Source organism: Ktedonobacter robiniae (assembly GCF_016587375.1).
Classification (GTDB): Bacteria; Chloroflexota; Ktedonobacteria; order Ktedonobacterales; family Ktedonobacteraceae; genus Ktedonobacter; species Ktedonobacter robiniae.
This window is the reverse complement of the sequence record NZ_BNJG01000001.1, coordinates 3,229,254-3,251,077: the sequence shown is the minus strand read 5'-3', so window position 1 is coordinate 3,251,077 and position 21,824 is coordinate 3,229,254. Positions and strand designations below refer to the sequence as shown.

17 protein-coding genes and 1 tRNA gene are annotated in these 21,824 nt (G+C 56.8%); 9 read left to right on the top strand and 9 right to left on the bottom strand.

Translation table 11 applies throughout. The features are described from left to right. Positions 1–116: 116 nt before the first annotated feature. The 7 genes from JMJ04_RS13635 to lysW are packed head-to-tail and all read right to left on the bottom strand — an operon-like array spanning position 117 to position 7,925. Entirely contained in the window at positions 117–1,370 is a 1,254-nt protein-coding gene (locus tag JMJ04_RS13635) for a 3-isopropylmalate dehydratase large subunit (protein WP_201371018.1), read from the bottom strand. Continuing rightward, positions 1,358–2,521 (bottom strand): LeuA family protein, encoded by a 1,164-nt coding sequence (locus JMJ04_RS13630; protein WP_201371017.1) that lies wholly within the window; start codon positions 2,519–2,521, stop codon positions 1,358–1,360. Before JMJ04_RS13630 ends, JMJ04_RS13635 begins: the two co-directional genes overlap by 13 nt. Then, positions 2,518–4,920 (bottom strand): [LysW]-lysine hydrolase, encoded by a 2,403-nt coding sequence (locus JMJ04_RS13625; RefSeq protein WP_201371016.1) that lies wholly within the window; start codon positions 4,918–4,920, stop codon positions 2,518–2,520. Before JMJ04_RS13625 ends, JMJ04_RS13630 begins: the two co-directional genes overlap by 4 nt. Continuing rightward, complete coding sequence (locus JMJ04_RS13620; protein WP_201371015.1) at positions 4,917–5,747, bottom strand: [LysW]-aminoadipate kinase; 831 nt, start codon at positions 5,745–5,747, stop codon at positions 4,917–4,919. The genes JMJ04_RS13625 and JMJ04_RS13620 overlap by 4 nt, the downstream gene beginning before the upstream one ends. Positions 5,748–5,766: 19 nt before the next feature. Beyond that, a complete protein-coding gene (gene argC / locus JMJ04_RS13615) occupies positions 5,767–6,837 on the bottom strand; it encodes an N-acetyl-gamma-glutamyl-phosphate reductase (RefSeq protein ID WP_201371014.1) in 1,071 nt (356 codons plus the stop codon). Further along, the gene (gene lysX / locus JMJ04_RS13610) at positions 6,837–7,703 is read right to left on the bottom strand and encodes a lysine biosynthesis protein LysX (protein WP_201371013.1); all 867 of its coding nucleotides are present in this window, start codon (positions 7,701–7,703) and stop codon (positions 6,837–6,839) included. Before lysX ends, argC begins: the two co-directional genes overlap by 1 nt. Positions 7,704–7,742: 39 nt before the next feature. Then, positions 7,743–7,925 (bottom strand): lysine biosynthesis protein LysW, encoded by a 183-nt coding sequence (gene lysW / locus JMJ04_RS13605; RefSeq protein WP_201371012.1) that lies wholly within the window; start codon positions 7,923–7,925, stop codon positions 7,743–7,745. On the opposite strand from lysW, the gene JMJ04_RS13600 reads away from it, so the two are divergent. Beyond that, positions 7,924–8,178: a hypothetical protein gene (locus JMJ04_RS13600; RefSeq protein ID WP_201371011.1), complete on the top strand. Its 255-nt coding sequence runs from the start codon at positions 7,924–7,926 to the stop codon at positions 8,176–8,178. The genes lysW and JMJ04_RS13600 overlap by 2 nt on opposite strands. Positions 8,179–8,923: 745 nt before the next feature. On the opposite strand, the gene JMJ04_RS13595 is transcribed toward JMJ04_RS13600, so the two are convergent. Further along, positions 8,924–10,177, bottom strand: coding sequence for a glycoside hydrolase family 5 protein (locus JMJ04_RS13595; RefSeq protein WP_201371010.1), 1,254 nt, complete (start codon positions 10,175–10,177; stop codon positions 8,924–8,926). 202 nt (positions 10,178–10,379) lie between these two features. Next, positions 10,380–10,452: transfer RNA gene (locus JMJ04_RS13590), tRNA-Ala, on the bottom strand. Between the two features lie 711 nt (positions 10,453–11,163). Between JMJ04_RS13590 and JMJ04_RS13585 the strand changes: the two genes are divergently transcribed. From JMJ04_RS13585 to JMJ04_RS13550, 8 genes are all read left to right on the top strand, one after another. Continuing rightward, positions 11,164–12,771, top strand: a complete 1,608-nt coding sequence (locus JMJ04_RS13585; protein ID WP_201371009.1) for an ABC-F family ATP-binding cassette domain-containing protein — start codon at positions 11,164–11,166, stop codon at positions 12,769–12,771. A 167-nt stretch (positions 12,772–12,938) separates the two neighbouring features. Beyond that, the gene (locus tag JMJ04_RS13580) at positions 12,939–14,171 is read left to right on the top strand and encodes a cytochrome P450 (protein ID WP_201371008.1); all 1,233 of its coding nucleotides are present in this window, start codon (positions 12,939–12,941) and stop codon (positions 14,169–14,171) included. 577 nt (positions 14,172–14,748) lie between these two features. Beyond that, positions 14,749–16,104, top strand: a complete 1,356-nt coding sequence (gene hflX, locus JMJ04_RS13575; protein ID WP_201371007.1) for a GTPase HflX — start codon at positions 14,749–14,751, stop codon at positions 16,102–16,104. A gap of 195 nt (positions 16,105–16,299) precedes the next feature. After that, positions 16,300–18,060 (top strand): NADPH-dependent assimilatory sulfite reductase hemoprotein subunit, encoded by a 1,761-nt coding sequence (locus tag JMJ04_RS13570; RefSeq protein WP_201371006.1) that lies wholly within the window; start codon positions 16,300–16,302, stop codon positions 18,058–18,060. A gap of 101 nt (positions 18,061–18,161) precedes the next feature. After that, a complete protein-coding gene (locus JMJ04_RS13565; protein WP_201371005.1) occupies positions 18,162–18,893 on the top strand; it encodes a precorrin-2 dehydrogenase/sirohydrochlorin ferrochelatase family protein in 732 nt (243 codons plus the stop codon). Next, the gene (gene cobA, locus JMJ04_RS13560; protein WP_201371004.1) at positions 18,860–19,660 is read left to right on the top strand and encodes a uroporphyrinogen-III C-methyltransferase; all 801 of its coding nucleotides are present in this window, start codon (positions 18,860–18,862) and stop codon (positions 19,658–19,660) included. Before JMJ04_RS13565 ends, cobA begins: the two co-directional genes overlap by 34 nt. A 322-nt stretch (positions 19,661–19,982) precedes the next feature. Next, positions 19,983–20,831 (top strand): hypothetical protein, encoded by an 849-nt coding sequence (locus tag JMJ04_RS13555; protein ID WP_201371003.1) that lies wholly within the window; start codon positions 19,983–19,985, stop codon positions 20,829–20,831. A 96-nt stretch (positions 20,832–20,927) separates the two neighbouring features. Then, on the top strand, positions 20,928–21,752 hold the full coding sequence (locus JMJ04_RS13550) for a DUF3824 domain-containing protein (protein ID WP_201371002.1): 825 nt from the start codon (positions 20,928–20,930) through the stop codon (positions 21,750–21,752). Positions 21,753–21,824: the final 72 nt, after the last annotated feature.

Genomic DNA, 21,824 nt, shown 5'->3' with positions numbered 1-21,824 from the left:
GATGTATGTTTATCCTTTCGGGTGTGTTCTTTTTACTTCTCGCGCCTGCGGCGCTCACATAAGTATTAGTGTGTATTGGGTTGTGGCAACCGCAGGCTGCCACAACCCAATACACACTAACTTAGAAACTCACGTGGATCGGTGATGTGGCCGGTCAGGGCGGTGGCAGCGACGGTGGCGGGACTTCCCAGGTAGATCTCGGCTGTGGGGTCGCCCATGCGCCCGGTGAAATTGCGGTTCATCGTTGTCAGGGCGCGCTCGCCTGGAGCCAGGACGCCAAAATGGCGGCCAATGCAGGGTCCACATCCAGGGGTGCCAACCGAGGCTCCGGCCTGGACAAAGGTATCGATATACCCCAGGCGTAGCGCCTCGCGGTAGACCTCGCGCGACGCCGGAATGACGACCATGCGCGTCTCGGGGTGAACCGTACGTCCCTGGAGAATCGAGGCGGCAATCGCCAGGTCGTCCAGGCGACCATTGGTGCAGGTGCCGAGGAAGACCTGGTCGATTTTGACGTGCTCGACCTCGCCCACGGGCACAACATTATTTACGTCGGGAGGACAGGCGATCTGCGGCTCCAGGCGCGAAGCGTCAATCTCAAAGACGCGCTCATAGCGTGGATTGTGCGGCGCCAACATGGGATATTCCTGGTCGGTACGTCCACGTAGCCATTCGCGGGTCGTCTCGTCAGGGGCCACCAGGCCAGCTTTACCACCCATCTCGATGGCCATATTGCAGAAGGTGAAGCGCTCGCTGACCGACATACGCTCCACCAGGTCGCCGGTATACTCAATGGCACGATAATTCGCGCCATCGACGCCCACCTGACGCACCATCTCCAGTGTCACATCCTTGGCATAAACACCGGGCTGTAGCTCGCCCGTCAGGCGCACATTGATGGTCGAGGGCACACGAAACCAGGCGCGCCCGGTGGCATAGGCCACGCCAATGTCGGTCGAACCCATGCCGGTTCCGAAGGCTCCCAGGGCACCATAGGTGCAGGAATGACTATCCGCGCCCACGATGATGGCTCCAGGAACGACAAAGCCTTTCTCGGGCATGACCTGGTGGCAGATGCCTTCCTGCAAAATGGTAATGTCCTGCTCACGTGTGAACGAGCGTACGTCACGCTGAAGGGTGGCAGCGGCAACGGTCGAGGCAGGGATGATATGATCAAAGACGACGTGGGCACGCTCAGCATTAAAGACGCGTCCACCGCTCACGCCTGCCAGCTTGCGAAAAGCCTGGATGGCCAGGGGCGAAGTAGTATCATGACTCATAACATGGTCTACCTCGACCACGACGGTCTCGCCCTGTTCCACGGGACGCCCCAATTTGTAGCTAAAGATCTCTTCGGCTAGTGTTCCCATATGAGATGTTCCTCCTCTGATGTATGTGCCTGCTGCCAGGCAAGAATAAACGTGTCAACTTCGTCTTGACTCATTGAACCCTGTTCAGCGTGGGCTTTAAGCGCAGTGGTCAGGCTGGCAACCGCCTCGCGCTCCAATTGCAGGCCCAGCTCGGCGGCACGATGCCCAACAGCATAGCGCCCGGTATAACGCGTTCCGACCTCCACATTGCGCACCAGGCCAAAATCCTGGGGATTCAGGACTTCATAAGCACGTGGATTGTTAAGAACGGCTTTGGTATGAATGCCCGCCCGGTGCGTAAAGGCGCCCGGGGCGGTGATTGGACTATTAAAAGGGATCGCGATATGCACGCAGTCCGCCACATACTGATCCAGTAGTGGCAGTTTGGTGAGATCGTATCTGCGCAAGATTTCGGGATAATGAATATACATCTGTGAAATCAGGCCGCTGAGCGAGGCAATACCGTTGCGCTCACCAATGCCCAGCACGGTTGTGTCCAGGCAATCGGCACCTCCCTCCAGCGCAGCCACAGTATTGGCGATCGCGCAACCTGTATCATTATGGCCATGGAACTCGATGCCCACCCCGGGGTAGCGCTCGGTGCAGAGGCGAACCAGGCGCTCAACCTCGCGTGGCTTAGCGATACCCACCGTGTCAGGCAGACCAATGCGCAATACACCAGCGTCCACCACGGCATCAAAGACCGTTAACAGGTCCACCAGGTCGCTACGAAAGGCATCCTCAGCCGAGAAGCGCACGTAGCGCCCCTCCTGGCGTATATGCTTGATCAAGGGCACGGCATCATGAATGATCTGTTCGATGCGTTTCCCGTGACTATACGAACGCAACTCAGTTGAGGTCCCGTAGAAGAGATTGATTCCATGTACGGGGGTCGCCAGGGCCGCCTGGACATCCGCTTGGGCACAGCGCACATGAGCAACGATGCGCGCGCGGGTATTGAGCGCGCACAGGTCGCGCACCGCCTGCTGGGTCTCCGGCGAGGCGATGGGCGAGGGCACCTCGATCATTGGCACGCCGACTGCGTCCAGCAGGCGCACAATTTCGTGCCGCTGTTCCGCGCTAAAGTAGGCTCCCGAGAACTGCTCGCCCTCGCGCAAGGTAGTATCGACGATACGTATATCTCTTCTCATGACTCCGCTCCCACTTCCACGCTACTCTCCTGGGTGCCCGAGACACTTGTGTGTTCCAGGGATGCATGTGGCTCACGTCCTAGCACTTGAAGCACCTGCTCAAGGACAGTGATCGCGTGTTGATATTCGGCAACCGCAATATGCTCGTTGGGTGTGTGGTCCAGGCTAGAATCGCCTGGACCATAGGCGACAATGTTCTCGCCCCATATAGGCGCTACGACATTCATATCCGATGTGCCAGTTTTATACTTGAAGACCGGCGCGTGCCCGCCAGCACGCAGGACACGGCCAAAGATGCGAGCCAGGGGAGTCGCGCGCGAACTCTGGAAGGCAACCTCTTCACCTGAGAAGCTAATCTGCACCTCATCAGCATCGGCCCACTCTTGTAGCTGAATGCGAAGCTCCGCGATATCAAAGCGTGGCGGCAGGCGATAGCCGATCAGGAACTGCGTCTGATCCTCCATACCGTTTTGCAGGCTATTAATGCTGCGCAACGAGGGCATCAGGGCGGCAAAGGCAGAGCTACCAGCGTACTCGGCATTCCACTGCTCGGCATGTGCTCGGATACGCTCCCAAAAGGCGGCGGCAATCTCGTTGCTGCTTCGCTGAGGACCCGCGCTATGGCTGGAGTCACGCGCCACGCGTCCTTCCACCAGTAAGCGCCCCTTGTAGCCGATGGTGACGGCAGTACTGCTGCTGGGTTCGCCAATAATGCAGGCCTGGGGCTGGTAATGCCCAACCACAGCTCGCGCTCCCTTCGAGGTCGCGGCCTCTTCTTCGACCGCACCAATGACCACAATTGGTATCGCAGGCGTACCCGCGCGCTGGACCCTTGCGGTAGCGGAGATGAAGGCTGCCAGAGGTCCCTTGGCATCAACCGCGCCACGCCCGTACAGCAGACCTTCCTCGAAGCGCACAGGAATATTGCCGGGCACGGTATCCATATGCCCGAGCAGGACAATGGGATGCTGCTCCTCCAGATTCTCGTGCGTGCTGGCGACAAAGTTCCCCGCCTCGTCGACAGAGGCGTACAGTCCTAGCTGACGAGCTTGCCCGGCGAGATAGTGCGCCAGGGCGCTCTCACGGCGCGAGAGACTGGGAATGGTCAGCATATTATGCAACAGTGCAACCTCTGGATCAGCCAGGTGTGGCTTGGTAGACGCAGCCTCTTCCTGAATCAATTGGGCACGCTCGCTGAGCGCCCGGCTTCCCTCCAGAACCTCCTCGAGCGTATCTAGAACCTGCTCAAGCTGGTGCTCGCTGATCACGAGCGGTGGCAGGAGGCGAATGACATTGGGTCCGGCTGGCAAGGCCAGGATGCCACGCTCGCATAGCTGCTCAAGATACGGCTGGGCACGACGCTTTAGCTCGATACCAATCAAGAGACCCTGGCCACGTACCTCGCGCACCAGCGGCGAGCGCATGCCACGGAGTCGTCCCAGGGCATACGCACCCAGGCGGGCCGCGCGCGTGGGCAAGCTCTCGCGCTCAAGAATATCCAGCGTCGCCAGAGCCGCCGCGCAAGCAAGGGGGTTGCCACCAAAAGTGCTGCCATGCGCGCCTCGACCGACGCGACCGCTCTCCATGACACGCGGCCCCAGGCCAACGGCTCCCATCGGCACGCCACCAGCCAGGGACTTGGCCATGCAGAGAATATCGGGTTGCAGATCATAATGCTCACAGGCAAAGAGCCTGCCAGTGCGGCCGAAGCCCGTCTGAACCTCGTCCACGATCAGCAAAGCCCCGCGCTCACGGCAGAAGCGAGCCAGGCCCGCGACATACTCAGGCGTAGCGCTATGCACACCGCCCTCGCCCTGTACCAACTCGATAATGACCGCCGCAGTTTGTTCGCTGATCGCAACCTCGGCGGCCTCCAGATTGTTGTAGCGAATATGTGTTACATCAGGAAGCAGCGGTGCGAAGGGCTCGCGGTAGTGCGGCTCCCAGGTTGCTGCGAGCGCGCCCATGCTTCGGCCATGAAAGCCGCGCAACGTAGCGATGATCTGTGTTCTCCCCGTGACCAGGCGCGCGAACTTGAAGGCTCCCTCTACAGCCTCGGTTCCACTATTACAGAGAAAAAAGTGCTCTATCCCGGCAGGGGTGACCTGGGACAGGCGCTCCAGGAGGCGCGCCCGCGTGTCGTTGTAGAAGATTTCGGGGCACGTCACCAGGCGTTGTGCCTGGGCAGAGAGCGCGGCTGCGATCTCAGGACGCCCATGTCCGATATTGGCGACACCGTGGCCAGCGGCACAATCGATGTATGCGCGCCCCTCGGCGTCCCAGAGCGTGGCTCCCTCTCCGCGCACAATCGTCACGGGACGCTTACCATACACACCACTGGTATAGCGATTCTCCTGTTCCATACTCGTCTCGGCCTGCGTGGCATCTATGATTGTCATACGTCTCTCCTTCCTACCAGTTGATGTGTCTGTTCTATTATCGTTCCCGCACCATTAAGCACATTCGTGAGGCTCTCGCAGCCAATGCAGACACGTTGCACACCAGCCTGCAAAGCCTCCTGCGCCCCCAGCATCTTCTTGCGCATGCGCCCCTGCGCATATTCCATATAGTCCGCGACGCTCTCAGCGGGTATATGCTCGATAACCGTACTGGCATCGTTTGCATCGCGTCGCAGACCACTCACATTGGTCATAATGACCAGGGTTCCGGCCTGTAGAGCCGCAGCTACAGCGGCGGCGGCGCGGTCACCATCGACATTGAGCCGCTCGCCCTCGTGGCTGAGCGCCAGGGGAGCAATGACGGGCGTATATCCGGCTCCCAGCAACAGGCGGAGCAGATCGCCATTCACCTGCTCAATCTGGCCCGTATAGTCATCGCGAATAATCTGTACGCGTCCCTCGGGCGTGATCGAGCGAATGGCGGCCTTGCGCCGCGCTTGCAGTAAGCGCCCATCAATACCCGCCAGGCCCAGGGCGTTGATACCCTGCCCCTGGAGCTGCGCCACCAGCTCCGTATTGATCTGGCCCGCGACCGCCATGGCGAAGATGCTCAGCGTCTCGCTATCGGTGTAGCGGCTCGTCATACCACTGGGAGAGGTAATGGTGCGCGCCTCGTGCCCAAGCTGCTGAGAGAGAGTATTGGTCAGGTCGGAGCCTCCATGTAGGAGCACGACCTGCTGCCCAGTGCGCACCAGTTCCGCGACTTCGCGCAGAATATTCTCCGTCGCGACGCCCGCACCGCCGCCAATCTTAATTACCAGCGTCATAATCCTTCTCCCTACGCCACTACACTGGATGTAGGCCGGGGAAGGTCAGCCCTAGCGTCTCATCCCAGCCAAACATACAGTTCAGGGCCTGGACAGCATTGCCTGCCGCGCCCTTCATCAGGTTATCCAGCGCTGCCATGACCACGATGCGCTGCTGCTCCACATCCAACTCAAAGCCAACATCGCAGTAGTTGCTACCCGCCAGGATCTTGGGTTCGGGGTAGCGATAGACACCTGTGCGCTCCTTGACAATGCGAATAAATGGCTCGCGTTGGTAGGCCTCGCGATACATACGCCAGAGCTGACGCTCGTCAATACGCTCTTTAGTGAAGACATGCGCCGTCACCAGGATGCCGCGCACCAGTTCAATGGAGGTCGCGGAGAAGGCCACTGTCTGCGGCAGGCCAGAGTTTCCATGGCCGCCAAGCAAGCCCAGCTCCTGAATCAGCTCGGCGCTATGGCGATGGCCCGTGGGCTGGAATGAGCGGACCGCTCCGCTGCGCTCAGGATGGTGACTACTGCTTCCCGGCTTGGCACCAGCGGCCGATGAACCAACCTTGGCCTCCAGCACCAGCGGTATATTCGCGTCCACCAGGCCCGCGCGATAGAGGGGAGCCAGGCCCAGGATGGCGGTTGTCGCCATACACCCGGTTCCGCTGACCAGCGTGGCCTCGCGTAGCTCCTCGCGGTGCAACTCAGGAAGGCCATAGACAGCCTCTGGCAGCAGCTCAGGGGCCTGGTGGACGTCTCCATACCAGCGCTGATAGAGCTGGGGATCACGCAGGCGAAAATCGGCCGAGAGGTCAATCACCCTGGGAGCAAGCTGGCGGTAGCGTGCGATCTCGCCCATTGTCGCCCCGTGAGGGAGACAGAGCAAAAGCACGTCGCAGGGCATCAGGTCGTCTGGATGAGAGAAGCGGATCGTACTCAATCCACGCAGGTTGGGATGGGCGCTATGGAGGTACTGGCCCGCGCGACTGCTCGACACCACCTGCGCCAATTCAACCTCTGGATGAAAGAGCAGCAGGCGAGCTACTTCGCCACCGGTATAGCCTGAACCACCGACAATCGTGGCACGAATACGATTCATTACAGCACCTCCACGCGCGCGCCAGCACGCTCCAGCACATATTCAAGCATTTCAGAAGGAATATCGACACCTGTAGGGGCGATACTATTGCGAAACTCCATCGTGGCATTAATCTCATTCACTAGCAGGCCACGCTCGGCATCTTCAAAGACATCTACCGCCAGGATGCCGCCACCAACTGCCTGCGCAGCCCGCAGGCAGAGCGCGTTCAGCTCTGGCGTTACGAGACAGTTGCTCGTCACCGCTCCCCGAGCTGTGTTCGTCACCCAGTGCTCGCTGGAGCGATAGATGGCACAGATGGTGCGCTCGCCAACGACGAAGGCACGGATATCACGCTGCGGCTTGCGAATATGCTCCTGGATATAGTGGATCTGGTGCTGATACCCGCCCAGGGTCTCCTGATGCTCAAGCACGGCCTCAGCGGCATCGCGATCATTGATACGTGCCAGCAAGCGGCCCCAGGAGCCACTCACTGGCTTTAGGACAACCGGATAACCTAGCATTTCGACTCCCTGTAGAGCGGTTGCCTCTTCGAAGGCAAGCAGGGTACGAGGCGTTGGCACGCCAGCACGTACAAGCGCCAGGGTGGTCGCGAGTTTATCATTGCAGGTCGCGGTCACTGTCGCGGTATTGACGGTGGGAATGCCCCAGGTCTCCAGGACCTGTAGCACGGCCTGCCCGCGCGACTGGCTCAGGCTCCGACAGAGCACAGCATCGTATTTGCGCCACTCCTCACGCCCACGCTCAAGGTCAAGCAAGAGCTTTCCATCGTCAATCACGTCAAACGCGATGGCGCGCTTCTGCAAGGCCTCTATCAACAATTTCTCTTCCACGCGAATACGCGAAGTCAGAATTGCCAGTCGCATATGTGATATACTCCTTCTTTCTACTCTCTGGCCAGGCGTTTACTCGCCCCAGTCCTCGGCTACCTCAGGAGCAAGGCCAAGCTCAGGCTGCTCAAGGTTCAGCACTTCCAGTTCCGCGCTACAATCGGGGCAGTAGATGATCTCGCCCACCAGGACATTCTGCAACGGCACCTCTCCGGCACACTCGGGGCAAGCAGCAGTTAATACAGGATTAGAAATCATGGTTGGTCTCCTTTTAATGTTTTCTAGCAAAACTTACAATGTTATCGTAACTCAACATGGCTCAATGAGAAGTCAGGATCTTTCTCATGCCTGTACACATCTCATCAAAGTGCTAAAAATTGCCAATAAAAAAGCCCTTCATCCTTCTCTAAAGGACGAAGAGCGTTTACTTTCTCGTAAAGGCTCCCGTGGTACCACCTTCTTTCGCTGCCATCTCTCAATGGCAACCTCCTGGGGCAAACCTGACGGTTAGCTCACTGCCCGATTACGGGGGCTCCGGCGAGGTCTATTCTCACGCTCTCGCGCGATTTCTTCTCGCAGCATCCGGGTCTTTTTCGCGGCTCAGGCATGCGGGCTTCTCAGCAAACACCCGCTCTCTGTCTACACTAGTTGACCGTTACTCGTCCCATCAACGCCTGTTGGTATGCGATTGTCTGTCTCTCACTATAATCAGGATATTCAGGCAAACAAAAAAGCCCTCCATCCTTCTCTAAAGGACGAAGAGCACTTACTTTCTCGTAAAGGCTCCCGTGGTACCACCTTCTTTCGCTGCCATCTCTCAATGGCAACCTCCTGGGGCAAACCTGACGGTTAGCTCACTGCCTGATTACGGGGGCTCCGGCGAGGTCTATTCTCACGTCATCACGTGATTTCTTCTCGCAGCATCCGGGTCTTTTTCACAGTTCTTCAACGTATGGGCTTTCCACCGACCGCCCACTCTCTGTACATGAGAGACAACTGTTACTCGTCCCATCAACGCTTGCATATGCGATTGTTTGTACTGGAAATATTTATAACATGCTCATCCGCACTTTGTCAAGGTTTTTTTTGTGAAGATTTCAGCAATTTGCCTGCCTTGTTCTTTTCGCGCCTGCGGCGCTCAAGGGTAATGGGCGTGTAGGTGGCAAACTGACTGCACCCACACGCCCATTACCCTTGAAGACACTACGAGCAGTGGTATGTAAATGCAAATCTGTGCAAATTACAATTTACCTTCCTTACCTGGGGGCACCACGTTTGAAGGCACGCAGGTCGCTAATCATCAGGAGCCATTGCGTGCCGGGATCGCGCACATAGCTATGCAGATGCTGATAGATAGCGCTTCCCATGGACTTGCTTGGTGTGCCGCGATAATCGGTAACAAGCTGCGGGATGCTACACACCTGGTCGCCACTACTTGCGGCCACTGCCCATGTCCAGGCCACCCAGCCCACGTGGAGCGTATCCAGGTAGGCTAGCAACTGCTCTACGTAGTTTGAACCACAGTCATACGAGCCAAACTCGCTTACCATGAGTGGGTAGGCAGCAGCAAACTTGCCAAAGCCAGCGTACCAGTCGGCAGGCTGCTTCCCCCAATAGTTATAGGGGTGTGCGTCATAGACGATATTCTCGCCTTGCACAGCATACGTAGGCAGATGGGTCAGATCATAGCCCCAATTAGTGCCTGCAACGAGCACGAGATTCTTAGCTCCAACCTGGCGCACAGCATCCACCAGGCGTTGCATTCCAACAGCCTGGTAGGTGAGGTATTTAAAACAGCCATTGCAGTCATTTGAGCGCGCCTTATCGTTCGTAATCATGCAGCCATGCAACCAGCAAACCGCTTTCTGAGGACTGATATGGGGTTCGTTGTAGAGTTCGAACAGCACATCAGGATATTCCTTATAGACCTTCGCAACCTGCTGCCAAAAGGTGACGCTGTCAGTGTCAGGCATAGCAGCTTCCGCGCCACCTTTGCCCACCTGCCCATTAGCTCCTACCCAGTGCAAATCGAGAATGACATTGAGCTGAAGGCTGGCCAGGTCATCCACAATGCGCTTCACCAGGGCCTGGTACCTGGCCGAGGTACAGTTCGCGTCACCACTTCCGCCCTTGAGCCAGAAGTTCTGCGAGAGGGGTAGACGCACGGTGTTGCCACCCCAATATGACCCGGCATTGATATCGAGGTCCTTCCCCGAGGGCGTACCCATCAAGGCCAGAGACTGCCTGGTGTATGGACCAGCTTGCCCTTCGCAATCGTACTCCAACCCATCACGAGCCACGCCATGAAAGAGATATGGCTTGCCATCCGCGTCTAGAATCTGGTTCCCCTTCACGCTATATGGTCCATGGGCCGTGGCACTGTATGGCAAGACACGCGGTTGCGTTGTTCGCGCAAACACTTTTCCAGTACATAGCTGACCGGACCAGAAGAATATGCCCCATACTACCAGCCCCGCAACAATCATCCAGGCTAGCCTATTTCTTATCACATACAGCCCTTTTCGCATCTTGCATCTCCCAAACACGCTTCCATCTTATTATTTGCATATTTGCCACTATACATGGTAAGAAAATCTACGTCAGGGCCAAATCAACAGGACTTTACGGTGATGAATGAGGCTGATGTTTCTCAAACAATGGAGGACAAATAAAAAACCCGTTCAGGATATCCTGAACGGGTTTTTCTGTTAGTGGACCAGAGGGGACTCGAACCCCTGACCTTCTCCATGCCATGGAGACGCTCTACCAGCTGCGCTACAAGCCCATATGTGTTCGCTTTCGCAACAACATATAGAAGTATACCTGATCTCAAGAATATTTTCAAGCATTTTTAGGGTGCAATATGGTGCAATTTCCAGGCTTACCCAAAGTCGCTTCGCGCCTGCGGCGCTCAGGAGGGTGTATGGACATATGGCGCCGGAATTTGCCGGTGCCATATGTCCATACACCCTATCCCTGGCAAGCTTACGAGCCGAAATAGAAAGTAATAGGTAACTTCTGAGAAGCTTTGAAGCGATTGACTTTCGGAAGCGCCGATGGTATTCTTGAAAAGATACCTCAACTTTTGTTATCTGGCACTGCAAGGACGAGCTAATCTTATGACAGGTGTATCTCTCGCAATAGTAATTGCCGCATGAGCGACCACGCCGGGCTCATGCGGTAGGAAAGTGGCACGCGACAGCATAGAAGCTGACCTCTCACTCTAAAGAGGTTTTTTATTGCTGTTGTCTTCACCTGGCTTACCTCCAGTTTCTTTCCTTCCTCCCTTTTCTCTCGCCATGGCGTGTGTCGCTGGGCAGCGGATCGTCTTGCTGCTTACTCGCGGCCTGCGCTTCCCGTACATCCATGGGTGAGACATGCCCTGCCCCTTTTCTTGCCGCTGGTAGATCGTGCCTACGCCAGCCTACAACAACAAGTACTGATCATCTTGTCTAAATATAGAACCGAAGCGCCTTAGGAGAAATAAGAAAACGCTATGCTGCAAGTCAATCATCTACAACTTTCATATGGGGCACGCTTAATCCTCAATGATGTCTCTTTTACGGTCGCACCTGGCGAGAAAGCTGGCCTGATCGGCGTCAATGGTGCCGGAAAAAGCTCACTGCTCAAAATTGTCGCGGGCCAGCAGGAGGCCGATAGCGGCACCATCGCTCGCCCACGCACCTTTGGCTACCTCTCGCAGGATATCGCCCACGAAGAGGGAACAGCCGGAAATGGTACCGTGCGTGACTTCATCTTCAATAGCACAGGCCTGGATCGCGCCATCGAGCAGTATGAACAGCTCTCCGGGCAGATCGCCAGCGCCGCTGGCGATGAACTGGAGACGCTCCTGGAGCACTTTTCGCTGGCACAGGAGGCCCTGGAACGCCTGGGTTACTACGAGGCCGACGCGCGTTGCGAGGAGCTGATCGCGGGCCTGAATATTGGTGGCCTGACGCTTGACCGCTCCGTAAACACTCTGAGCGGTGGACAGAAGACCAAGCTGGCCCTGGTCCGGCTCCTCTTCCAATCGCCCGAGCTCCTCCTGCTCGACGAGCCTACCAACTTCCTGGATGTGGAGGCCGCCGGCTGGCTGATGGAGTTTCTACAGGACTATCGTGGCGCGCTGCTTATCATCTCGCACGACCTGGACCTGCTGGACCGCAGCATTACCAAGATTCTGCGCCTGAACGAGTTCTCGCACGTCCTTGAGGAGTATAAGGGAACCTATACTCACTACCTCTCAGTCACGGGCGACGCCCTGGCACTGCTGGAGAAGAACAAGAAGCAGCAGGAGCGCGAGATTGATCGCCTGCGCAAGACCTCCGATCGCCTGCGCCGCTTCGGTGCGACACGCGTGAGTCAGCGCCGCTCGCTTGATAGGCGTATCTCTGAACTGGAGGCCAGCAAGTCCGAGTTACCACAGGAGAGTCGCCGCATCAAGATCGATTTTCCGGTGCGCTATCCAAGTAGCCAGCTCGTGCTCAAGGCCGATCAGCTCAGCAAGAGCTATGGCAGCAAGGTCATCTTCAGCGATATCAACTTTGAGGTGGAGCGCGGGCAGCGCCTGGTCATCGTCGGCCTCAATGGCGCAGGCAAGACGACGCTGCTGCGTACACTTCTTGGTCTCACCCCTCTCAATGCAGGGAAAGCGATACAGGGAGAGCGCGTGCGCCTGGGCTACTATGCGCAGGAGAACGAGGGCCTTGACTACGAGAACACCGTGCTCCACGAGGCAAGCGAGATCTTGCCGGATAATATGAAGCGTGTACGCAATGTTCTGGGACGCTTCCTCTTCAATGGCGAGCGTGTCTTCCAGAAGATCCAAACCCTCAGTGGAGGCGAGAAGACGCGCCTGGCCCTGGCGAAGATGGTCCTGGATGGCCCTAACCTGCTCGTGCTCGACGAGCCTACCAGCCACCTGGATGCCTCATCGCGTAAGATCGTTGGTGAGGCGCTTGGCACCTATAACGGCACCATCATGACCGTCACCCACGATGTCGAGTTTGTACGCGACCTGAAGCCAGATACGCTGCTCTTGATGCCCGAAGGGCGCATCGTCCACTACGACGAGCGCTATGACGAACTCCTTGAGCGAGCGTAGTTCTATTGGGATAAGTGATGTGCTGCCCTGACGGCCTGCGGCCACAGGGCAGCACATCACTTATCCCAGAAAAAGACTGCAACTGTGATTTACCAGGCGCGTATAAGAGATAAGACACCCAAGCGACAATTGACAGACTGGATATCTGCGAAAGGAAGGAAGAGACGGTGTCATCTCAAAACGCAAGTAGCCTCAGCCTGGTGGAGGTCATGCAAACACGTTACCAGGAGAACCCCTATCCACTCTATCATCAGTTACGCGAACACGATCCCGTGTATTGGGATGAAGCGGCCCATAGCTGGGTCTTGACGCGCTATAAAGACGTCTTGAGCGCGTTACGCGATCCACACTTCACCGCCGCTCGCTTCGCCTTTGATACCAGCGGATTCCCTGCTGAGTTTCAGCAGGCGATTGAGCCACCCATACGTGCACTCACACGCCAGATGCTCTTCCTGGATCCCCCCGACCATACACGCCTGCGCGGGCTGGTCTCCAAGGCCTTTACGCCGCGCGTCGTTGAAGCCATCCGCCCACATATTCAACAGCTTGTGGATCAACTCTTAGACACGATGCAGACTGGGGGCCATATCGACTTAATCGAGCATTTCGCCTATCCCCTACCCGCCATCGTCATCGCCGAACTGCTTGGGGTCCCACCCGAAGATCGTGAGCGCTTTATTATCTGGTCAGGCGACTTTGGGGCACTTCTTGAAGCCACAGACATCTCCGCCGATGATGCTATTCGCGGCCTCTATGGCGTCAACGAGTTCATTCAATATTTTCGCCATCTGATCGCCCAACGTGCTCAGGCTCCTCGCGAAGATCTGCTCCAGGCGCTCATCAACGCGCATGAGGGACAGGATAAGCTGAGTGAAGATGAACTGCTGGGCAACTGTGTACTACTGCTGGCCGCGGGACACGGCACAACCACCCACCTGATCGGCAATGGCTTTCTCGCCCTGGCGCGTCACCCGGAGCAGTTCGCCTGGCTCAAAGAGCACCCAGAGCAGGCTTCCCTGGCCATTATGGAACTCCTGCGCTATGATGGCCCGGTCCAGGCCACCTCGCGCGTCGCCACCGCTGATATGCAGATCGGCGACAAGCACATCGCCGCCGGGCAGAACGTCATTATGTGCCTCGGAGCGGCCAGCCATGATCCTGAACAATTCTACGATCCCGATGGCCTTCACCTGGACCGTAAAGAGAACCATCACCTGGCCTTTGGTCAGGGCATTCACTATTGCCTGGGAGCGCCCCTGGCCCGCCTGGAGGCCGAGATCGCCTTTGCCTCCCTGGCGCGCCGCCTGAGCCAGGCCAAGATCACCGATGAGCAAGCAGTCCAGTGGTTTTCAGGCATCGTCTTCCGCGGCCTGGGTAAACTTCCCATTGTCCTGGCATGAAAAAACTTTTTGGAGTATATGGTGAGGTACAGTTGACGGTCGCAGGCTGTCAACTGTACCTCACCATATAAAAACTGCTCCCTTGTAACACTTGACTTTTCCCGCCATTTCAGGTATAAATGATAGATATCAACACACATCAGGAGAGTGCTTAATAGTGATAAACGCCTTCATCTAAACCTTATCTACCACGTGGGATGCTGACCTGGCTTTTTAACAGGGCATCTTTTTTGCCGATTACTGGTAACAGTAAACGAGCGCTAAGACACATATTGGTAGATGGTAAAGAAGGCTTTGTCGCGAACGAACGCAAGAGACCTGATCCATTTCTTTCTTTCGCTTTCCCTTTGTCTCTCTACAAAGCCACCTTCTTTCCTCCATCCTACCCTGGCCCTGTCGCTCCTCATGGCATCTATTGCCTGGATCGCCAGCGCATACAAGGCATCCCCACACTTGACACAACTATACCGGCGTTTCGCCCATTCACAGAGGAATATAACGCTTGCTTGACACGCCAAAGCGCAAAGAAAATTTCACAACAAACAACAAGGTAGAGAGCAGAAGAGAAGGAGCAACGATGCCCGAAGAATATAATAATGCCAACGTATACGAAGAGAAACATATGTCAGGGCTGCTAGCGGAAGCCCCCAGGCGCGCGATCCTGGTGAGTGTGGACACGCCAGAGAATGATTGGCCCGTCGAGGAGTCATTAGATGAGCTGGAGCAGCTCGCGCAGACCGCGGGTGTCAACTGCGTTGACCGCGCCGTACAGCGTCTCCCCCATCCACATCCAGGCACCGTTGTGGGCTCAGGAAAGGTGGATGAGATCGCGGAACTTGTCAAGTTCCACGACTGCGATGCCGTCATCTTTGACCTGGAACTCAAACCTGTGCAGCACCGCAACCTGGAGCGCAAGCTGGAGGTTCAGGTACTCGACCGCACCGCCCTCATTCTGATCATCTTCGGCCAGCGCGCCCAGACACGTGAGGGCCGTCTACAGGTTGAGCTGGCCCAGATTGAGTATGATCTGCCGCGCCTGGCTCGCCAGTGGTCCCACCTCTCCCGCCAGCGCGGTGGCACACAGCAACGCGGTGAAGGTGAGAAACAGATTGAGGTCGACCGCCGCTTGCTGCGCCGCCAGAAGGAGCAGCTTGAGGAAGAGCTTGAGCTGGTACGCTCACAGCGCCAGCTTCACCGGGATCGTCGTAAGTATGCAGGCGCGCCCGTCGTGGCCCTCGTCGGCTACACTAACGCAGGCAAGTCAACGCTGCTCAACCGTCTCTCTGGGGCGCAGAAGCTCGCCGAGGATAAACTCTTTGCCACGCTGGATCCAACCACGCGCCGCGCACGCATCGAGGGCGGACAGGAGTTCCTTCTGACCGACACCGTGGGTTTTGTCCAGCGCCTGCCACACACGCTGGTCGCGGCCTTCCGCGCGACCCTGGAAGAAGTCAATGCCGCCGACCTGCTGGTCCACGTGGTGGATAGCTCACATCCACATGTCAACCACCAGATCCTGGCCGTGGAGGAGGTTCTGGAGGAGATTGGGGCCGGGGGCATGCCCATGGTTATCGCGCTCAACAAGAGCGACAACCTGGAGCCCGGCGCTACCCTTCCCCCGCTGGAGGGCATTGCCGCTACCCTACCACAGGTACAGGTATCGGCCCTCAAAGGGACTGGCATCTCCGACCTGTTGCGCTGCATCAGCCAGGCCCTGGTCAGCCAGTTTGTGTCACTCGACGTGCTGATTCCGTACGACCGGGGCGACCTGGTCGCACAATTCCACCAGTTTGGCACCATAGAGTACGAGGAGTATGAAGAGGGGGGCACGCATATTCGCGGCTATATGCCCGAAAATCATAGCAGCCCCTTCTTCGCCTTCCGCTGCAAGCCCCAGGCAAGCACGCGCACCCGCAAACACGCCACCGTCTAAAAAAGTGTAAGAAAACGAGTGCCGTACACAGCGTCCATGGACGCTGTGTACGGCACTCGTTTTCTTACACTTGACATTACCTATAGTTAGAGCCTATAGTGTAAACAAGACTAAATCTATTTTGTTGATCTAATATATCAACTTTGCGAAGCAGGTATTTATTGGTTGCTGGACACTTTCAGGAAGGGAAGAGCTATGTCGATAGGCCACGAGGATGAAATACAGGCGAACGATCTCAAGCATCTTGGTCCAGGTGAGGGTAGTAAAGTCGAGCATATCAAGCTGGAGAGCCAGCATCTACGGGGTCAGCTCCCCGAGGAACTGGCAAGCGAGAGCTCGCACTTCTCCGAGGATCAGATTCAGCTTATCAAATTTCATGGCATTTATCAGCAGGAGGATCGCGACGCGCGTCAGCAGCGCAAGGCAGCCCACACCGAGAAAGCCTATCAGTTCATGGTGCGTACACGCATCCCAGGGGGCGCAATAACAGCCGAACAGTACCTGGCGCACGATGATATATCGAATCAATACGCCAATGGAACGATCCGCATTACAACGCGCCAGGGTCTGCAATTGCATGGAATTCTCAAGGGTGACCTGAAGCCAGCCATCGCCAGCATCAATGAGGCTTTGCTGAGCACCCTCGCGGCCTGTGGCGATGTTAACCGCAACGTTATGGCCTGCCCGGCTCCCACAAGCAGTCGCGCCCAGGCGCAGGTGCAGGAGATCGCTCACAAGATCGCGATGCACCTGGCCCCGCGCAGCCAGGCCTATCACGAGATCTGGATCGATGGCGAGAAGATTGAGACACCTACCACTACACCTGAAGAAGTAGAACCCATCTATGGGCCGACCTATCTGCCACGCAAGTTTAAGATAGCCGTCGCCTTCCCCGGCGACAACTGTGTCGACATCTACACCCAGGATGTGGGCCTGATCGCGATCCTGGATGGCGAAGACCTGGCCGGCTTTACCCTGGTCATCGGCGGCGGCATGGGTATGACTCATGGCAAGACAGAGACCTATCCTCGCCTGGCGACCCCGCTCTGCGATATCAAGCCGGAGGAGGCCCTGAAAGTCATCGAGACGATTGTCACCGTGCAGCGCGACTATGGTGACCGCAAGAATCGCAAGCATGCGCGCATGAAATACGTCGTTGAGGAGCGCGGCATCGCCTGGTTTAAGCAACAGGTTGAGGATCGCCTGGGCTACACACTTCGCGAACCCAGCCCCGTCCACCTGCATGACGTTGAAGATCATCTGGGCTGGCACCAGCAGGCCGATGGACGCTGGTTCCTGGGCCTGCATGTCCAGAATGGACGTATTCGCGATATCGAGCAGCTCCAGCTCAAGAGCGGCTTGCGCGCCGTTATCAACAGCTACCAGCCAGGCGTCCGGCTCACGGGCCAGCAAAACATCTTGCTGACAGATATCCAGGCAGAGGACCGTGAGGCACTGGAGGATCAGTTGCGCTCATATGGGATCGAGACCGATCCCAGTAAGGTAGGCTCCTATCGCTTCGCCATGGCGTGCCCATCCCTGCCCACCTGCGGCCTGGCGCTTGCTGAAGCCGAGCGAGCACTACCAGACGTCATGCAACAGCTTGATGTCCCCCTGCGCGAGCTTGGCTTGGATGGAGAGCCGCTCAGCGTGCGTATGACGGGCTGCCCCAATGGCTGTGCGCGCCCCTATATGGGTGACATCGGACTGGTCGGCCGCTCAAAAAACCTTTATAATGTGTATATCGGTGGCGATCGTCCCAATGCACGTCTCAACACACTCTATGCTACATCGATTCACACTGATAAGATCGTGGAGACACTCAAGCCCCTGCTCTCGCTCTGGAAAGCGGAGCGCCAGCCTCAGGAAAGCTTTGGTGACTTCTGCCATCGCATCGGGGTAGAGCAGCTACGTGAGCGCGTGGCCTCCGTGGCCTCGCCCTCGCTTCCGCGTTAATGCTAACAACCGTATCCCTTCTCGCTCGGCCGCAAAGGCGCTCCCCGGGCGAGAGAGAGCTAGCAATCAGTCGTAACCCTATTTTGACCACAGGAGCGTTCATGCCCGGTTACTACCCCATTATGCTCAATGTTCGCCAGCGTCCAGTCCTCGTTATCGGTGGTGATCGTATCGCGATGGAGAAAGCCACCTCGCTTCTTGCCTGCGGTGCCCAGGTCACCATTCTCAGCGCAAACATCTGCCCAGAAATGCAGGCCCTGGCCCAACACTATCCAACTCAGGTCACCTTCCAGGCCAGAGACTTCCAGGCAGGCGACCTAGCAGGCTTCTTTGTAGTGGTCGCGGCGACAAACGACCAGGACTTAATCGAAGCTCTCTGGCAGGAGGCCACGGCACACGGGCAATTGCTCAACATCGTGGACGTGCCCGCACGCTGCAACTTTATTCTCCCCTCGATCTTGCGACGCGGTCAACTCACCATTAGCGTCTCGACGGAGGGAGCCAGCCCAAGTCTCTCTAAACGCATCCGCCAGCACCTGGAAAAGCTCTTTCCCTCAGCCTATGAGCTCTATCTGCAACTGGCAACCGTGGCGCGCGCACTCCTGCGTGCACAGGGCGTGAGCTATGACCAGCGCGATGACTTCTTTGGCGCCTTCTATGGCTCACCTATTCTCCAGCACCTGGAAAAGGGCGAACAGAGCGAGGCCTTAAGCAATACCGTCGCGCTACTCCAGCCATATGGCATCACAACGACAATAGAGACACTCTTCCAGGCATTGCAAGAAGGAGGGAACGAAGCATGGTCCAATCAGACATCGGTCACGTCTTCTTAATCGGGGCAGGTCCAGGCGACCCGGAGTTGATTACAGTCAAAGGTCTGCGCTGTCTACACGCAGCGGAGGTAATCCTGTACGATCGTCTGGTCGCGCCTGAACTCCTGGAAGAGGCCCCTCCCTCGGCCCTGCGCATCTTCGTGGGGAAACAGCCACAGCACCACACCCTCAAGCAGCATGAAATCAACGCATTGCTCATTAAGTACGCCCGCGAAGGCAAGGTCGTGGCACGCCTCAAAGGGGGTGACCCTTACGTCTTTGGACGTGGCGGCGAGGAGGCCCTGGCACTTCGAGAGGCCGGTATCTCCTTTGAGGTCATCCCCGGCATTACCTCCGCCATCGCCGTGCCAGCAGCGGCAGGCATTCCAGTGACGCATCGCGACTATGCCTCCTCCCTGACCATTGTGACTGGTCATGAAGCTCGTGGTGGAGACGAAGCTCCTGCTATCGACTGGGAGGCGTTGGCAAAACTAGGGGGCACCATCGTGGTCCTGATGGGAGTACGTGCCCTGCCACGCTTTACCCAGCAGATGCTAGAGGCCGGGATGAATCCTCAGACGCCCGCCGCCATCATCCAGGAGGGCACGACCTCGCGTCAGCGCGTCCTGGTTGCCACCCTGGAATCTATCGCCCTTCAGGCCCTTGAGCAGGACATTACCTCTCCAGCCCTCACGATCATCGGCGAGGTCGTCTCTCTAGCTCACGAGCTACACGCCATCACCGCCCTCCCCTCCGTTCAAGGTCTCCTGCTCTCCCGCGCTTCTTAAGGGATGTGATGACAGTAGTGATGGCGGTCTGGCTCTGCCAGACCGCCATCACTACTGTCATCACATTTACTCTTTCCTGCAAATAGTGATGCAGTTCATTGATATTTACCTATTAGTAAGTTATAATCGAGAAGCGTAACGATAAAGCATTTATTGCATCAAAAGCATAAATCCTTATCCAACAAACGCCATCAAGGAGGATACGCGCTTCCAAGCAGAACTCGTCATCTGGAGATGTTTTCCATCCACATCTCCCCTACACAACCTTTGTAGAATATCATCCAACGCCAATTGAATTTGACAGTTTGGAGGTCTTGCATTCATGGATGCTCTCAAAGAGCGGAAAAATCGCTATTTTCTTGTCTCCGCAATCGGCGCGTTGATCGCGTTGCTCTCATTCTTGCTCTTCCCGTTTGTGACCTGGAATATCCGCATTAACGCGTCAGTCATCTCGCTGGCCTTCGCGTTCCCCCTAAACGCGACATTTATCAGTCAGCAAGCTGCCGCGATCTGGCTCTGTGCCATTCTAGCCCTGGGAGCTTTAATCGTTTCCTGCTTGCTCATCTATCGCTCTCGTCCCTTTGGTGGGCAGACACCAGTAGAGACGCAGACACAGTGGGGTCTCTATGGGCTGGCGGGCGCGGGCGTACTGGCACTCATTATTCAGTTCATCGTGGTCAGTAATCTTGGTTCCAGTATCAAGAGTAATCCTTCGATCTTCAATGCACTCAATAGCATCGATAGTTCGTCTTCTTCATCAAGTGTTAATAGCCTTCTGACCAGTATTACCGATAGCAGCGCATCCTATAACATTGGAGCCTGGCTCTTTTTACTAGGCATGTTAGCCGTTATTGTTGGGGCAGGTATAGAGATCTTGCAGCGCAATCCTAGACTGCTTCAGTCGCTCTCGCCCCAGCCTGGTTCAGCGCCCAATCCCTACCAGGGACAACCTGGCTATCCTCCTGCTTACCCTCCGCAAGAGGCCAATCCATATCCACCACAAACGCCCTCCACTCCTCAGCAACCGGGCAGTGGGTATAGCTATCCACCACAACCACCCTCCACTCCTCAGCAACCGGGCAGTGGGTATAACTATCCACCCGCGCCACAACCCAATCCCTATGCCTCCCCTCAAAATCCTGGGCAGCAGCCTCCGGCGGACTACCGTTAGCAGCTTGGCATAGAGGCATAGAACGCATGTCCCGCAAGGTTGTATGGCAGAGAACACGGTACGTAGCGCTGTCTTAAAGAAGAGGTATATCATCATATGCAAAACTTAACGCAACCCGCGAATCGCTCATATCTCATCGCGGCCGGGGGCGCGCTCCTGGCACTAATCGCCTTCCTGTTTATTCCCTTCGTCCACCTACAGGCAAATATCGGCGCGCGGTCGTCGTCTACCTCCCCTCAGCAGACGACATCAAGCGGCACTGATTTGCATGGAGCTATCCTTACGGGCGTCAATGGTGGCATTTGGATCAACGTCTTGCTCATCGCCCTGATCCTACTTGTGGTCGCGCTCCTTATCTATCGTAGTCAGAACCCCTTCGGTATAGCGAGAGTAAATGCCGAGACGCAGACACGCTGGGGCCAATACCTCCTTATCGGGTTGGGTGTCGTTGGTCTGCTCTTCCAGTTTCTCGTCCCATCCCTTGTGACCTCTGGTGTCAATACCTTCATCGATGCCTTCAAAAACAGCCTGGGAGGTCTGAGTAGCCTGATGGAGGCATTTCTCTCAATCGATATCTCGGCCAGTCTCCTGACTGGTGGCTGGATCTTTATCGTTGGCATGCTCGCGGTTATCGCTGGTGGCGCACTCCCACTGATACCACGGACCGCAATTCAGCCACACATGCAGCCAGGACAGTATCCTCCTGCTGGCTATCCACCGCAACAGCCATCAGGCCAGTACCCTCCTGCTGGCTATCCACCACAGCAGCCAGAGGGCCAGTACCCTCAATACCCACAGTATCCCCAAGGTGAGCAGTATGGACCGCCAACTCCGCAGTATCCACAACAACCCTCGGGACAGTATCCACCGCAGCCAGAGGGGCAATATCCACCCGACCCGCAAAATCCTCAGCAACCCTAGCCCTAAAAATACACAACCCATGTCTCCAGACACAAAGCAGGTGCCAGCGTAGAAGCACGCTGGCACCTGCTT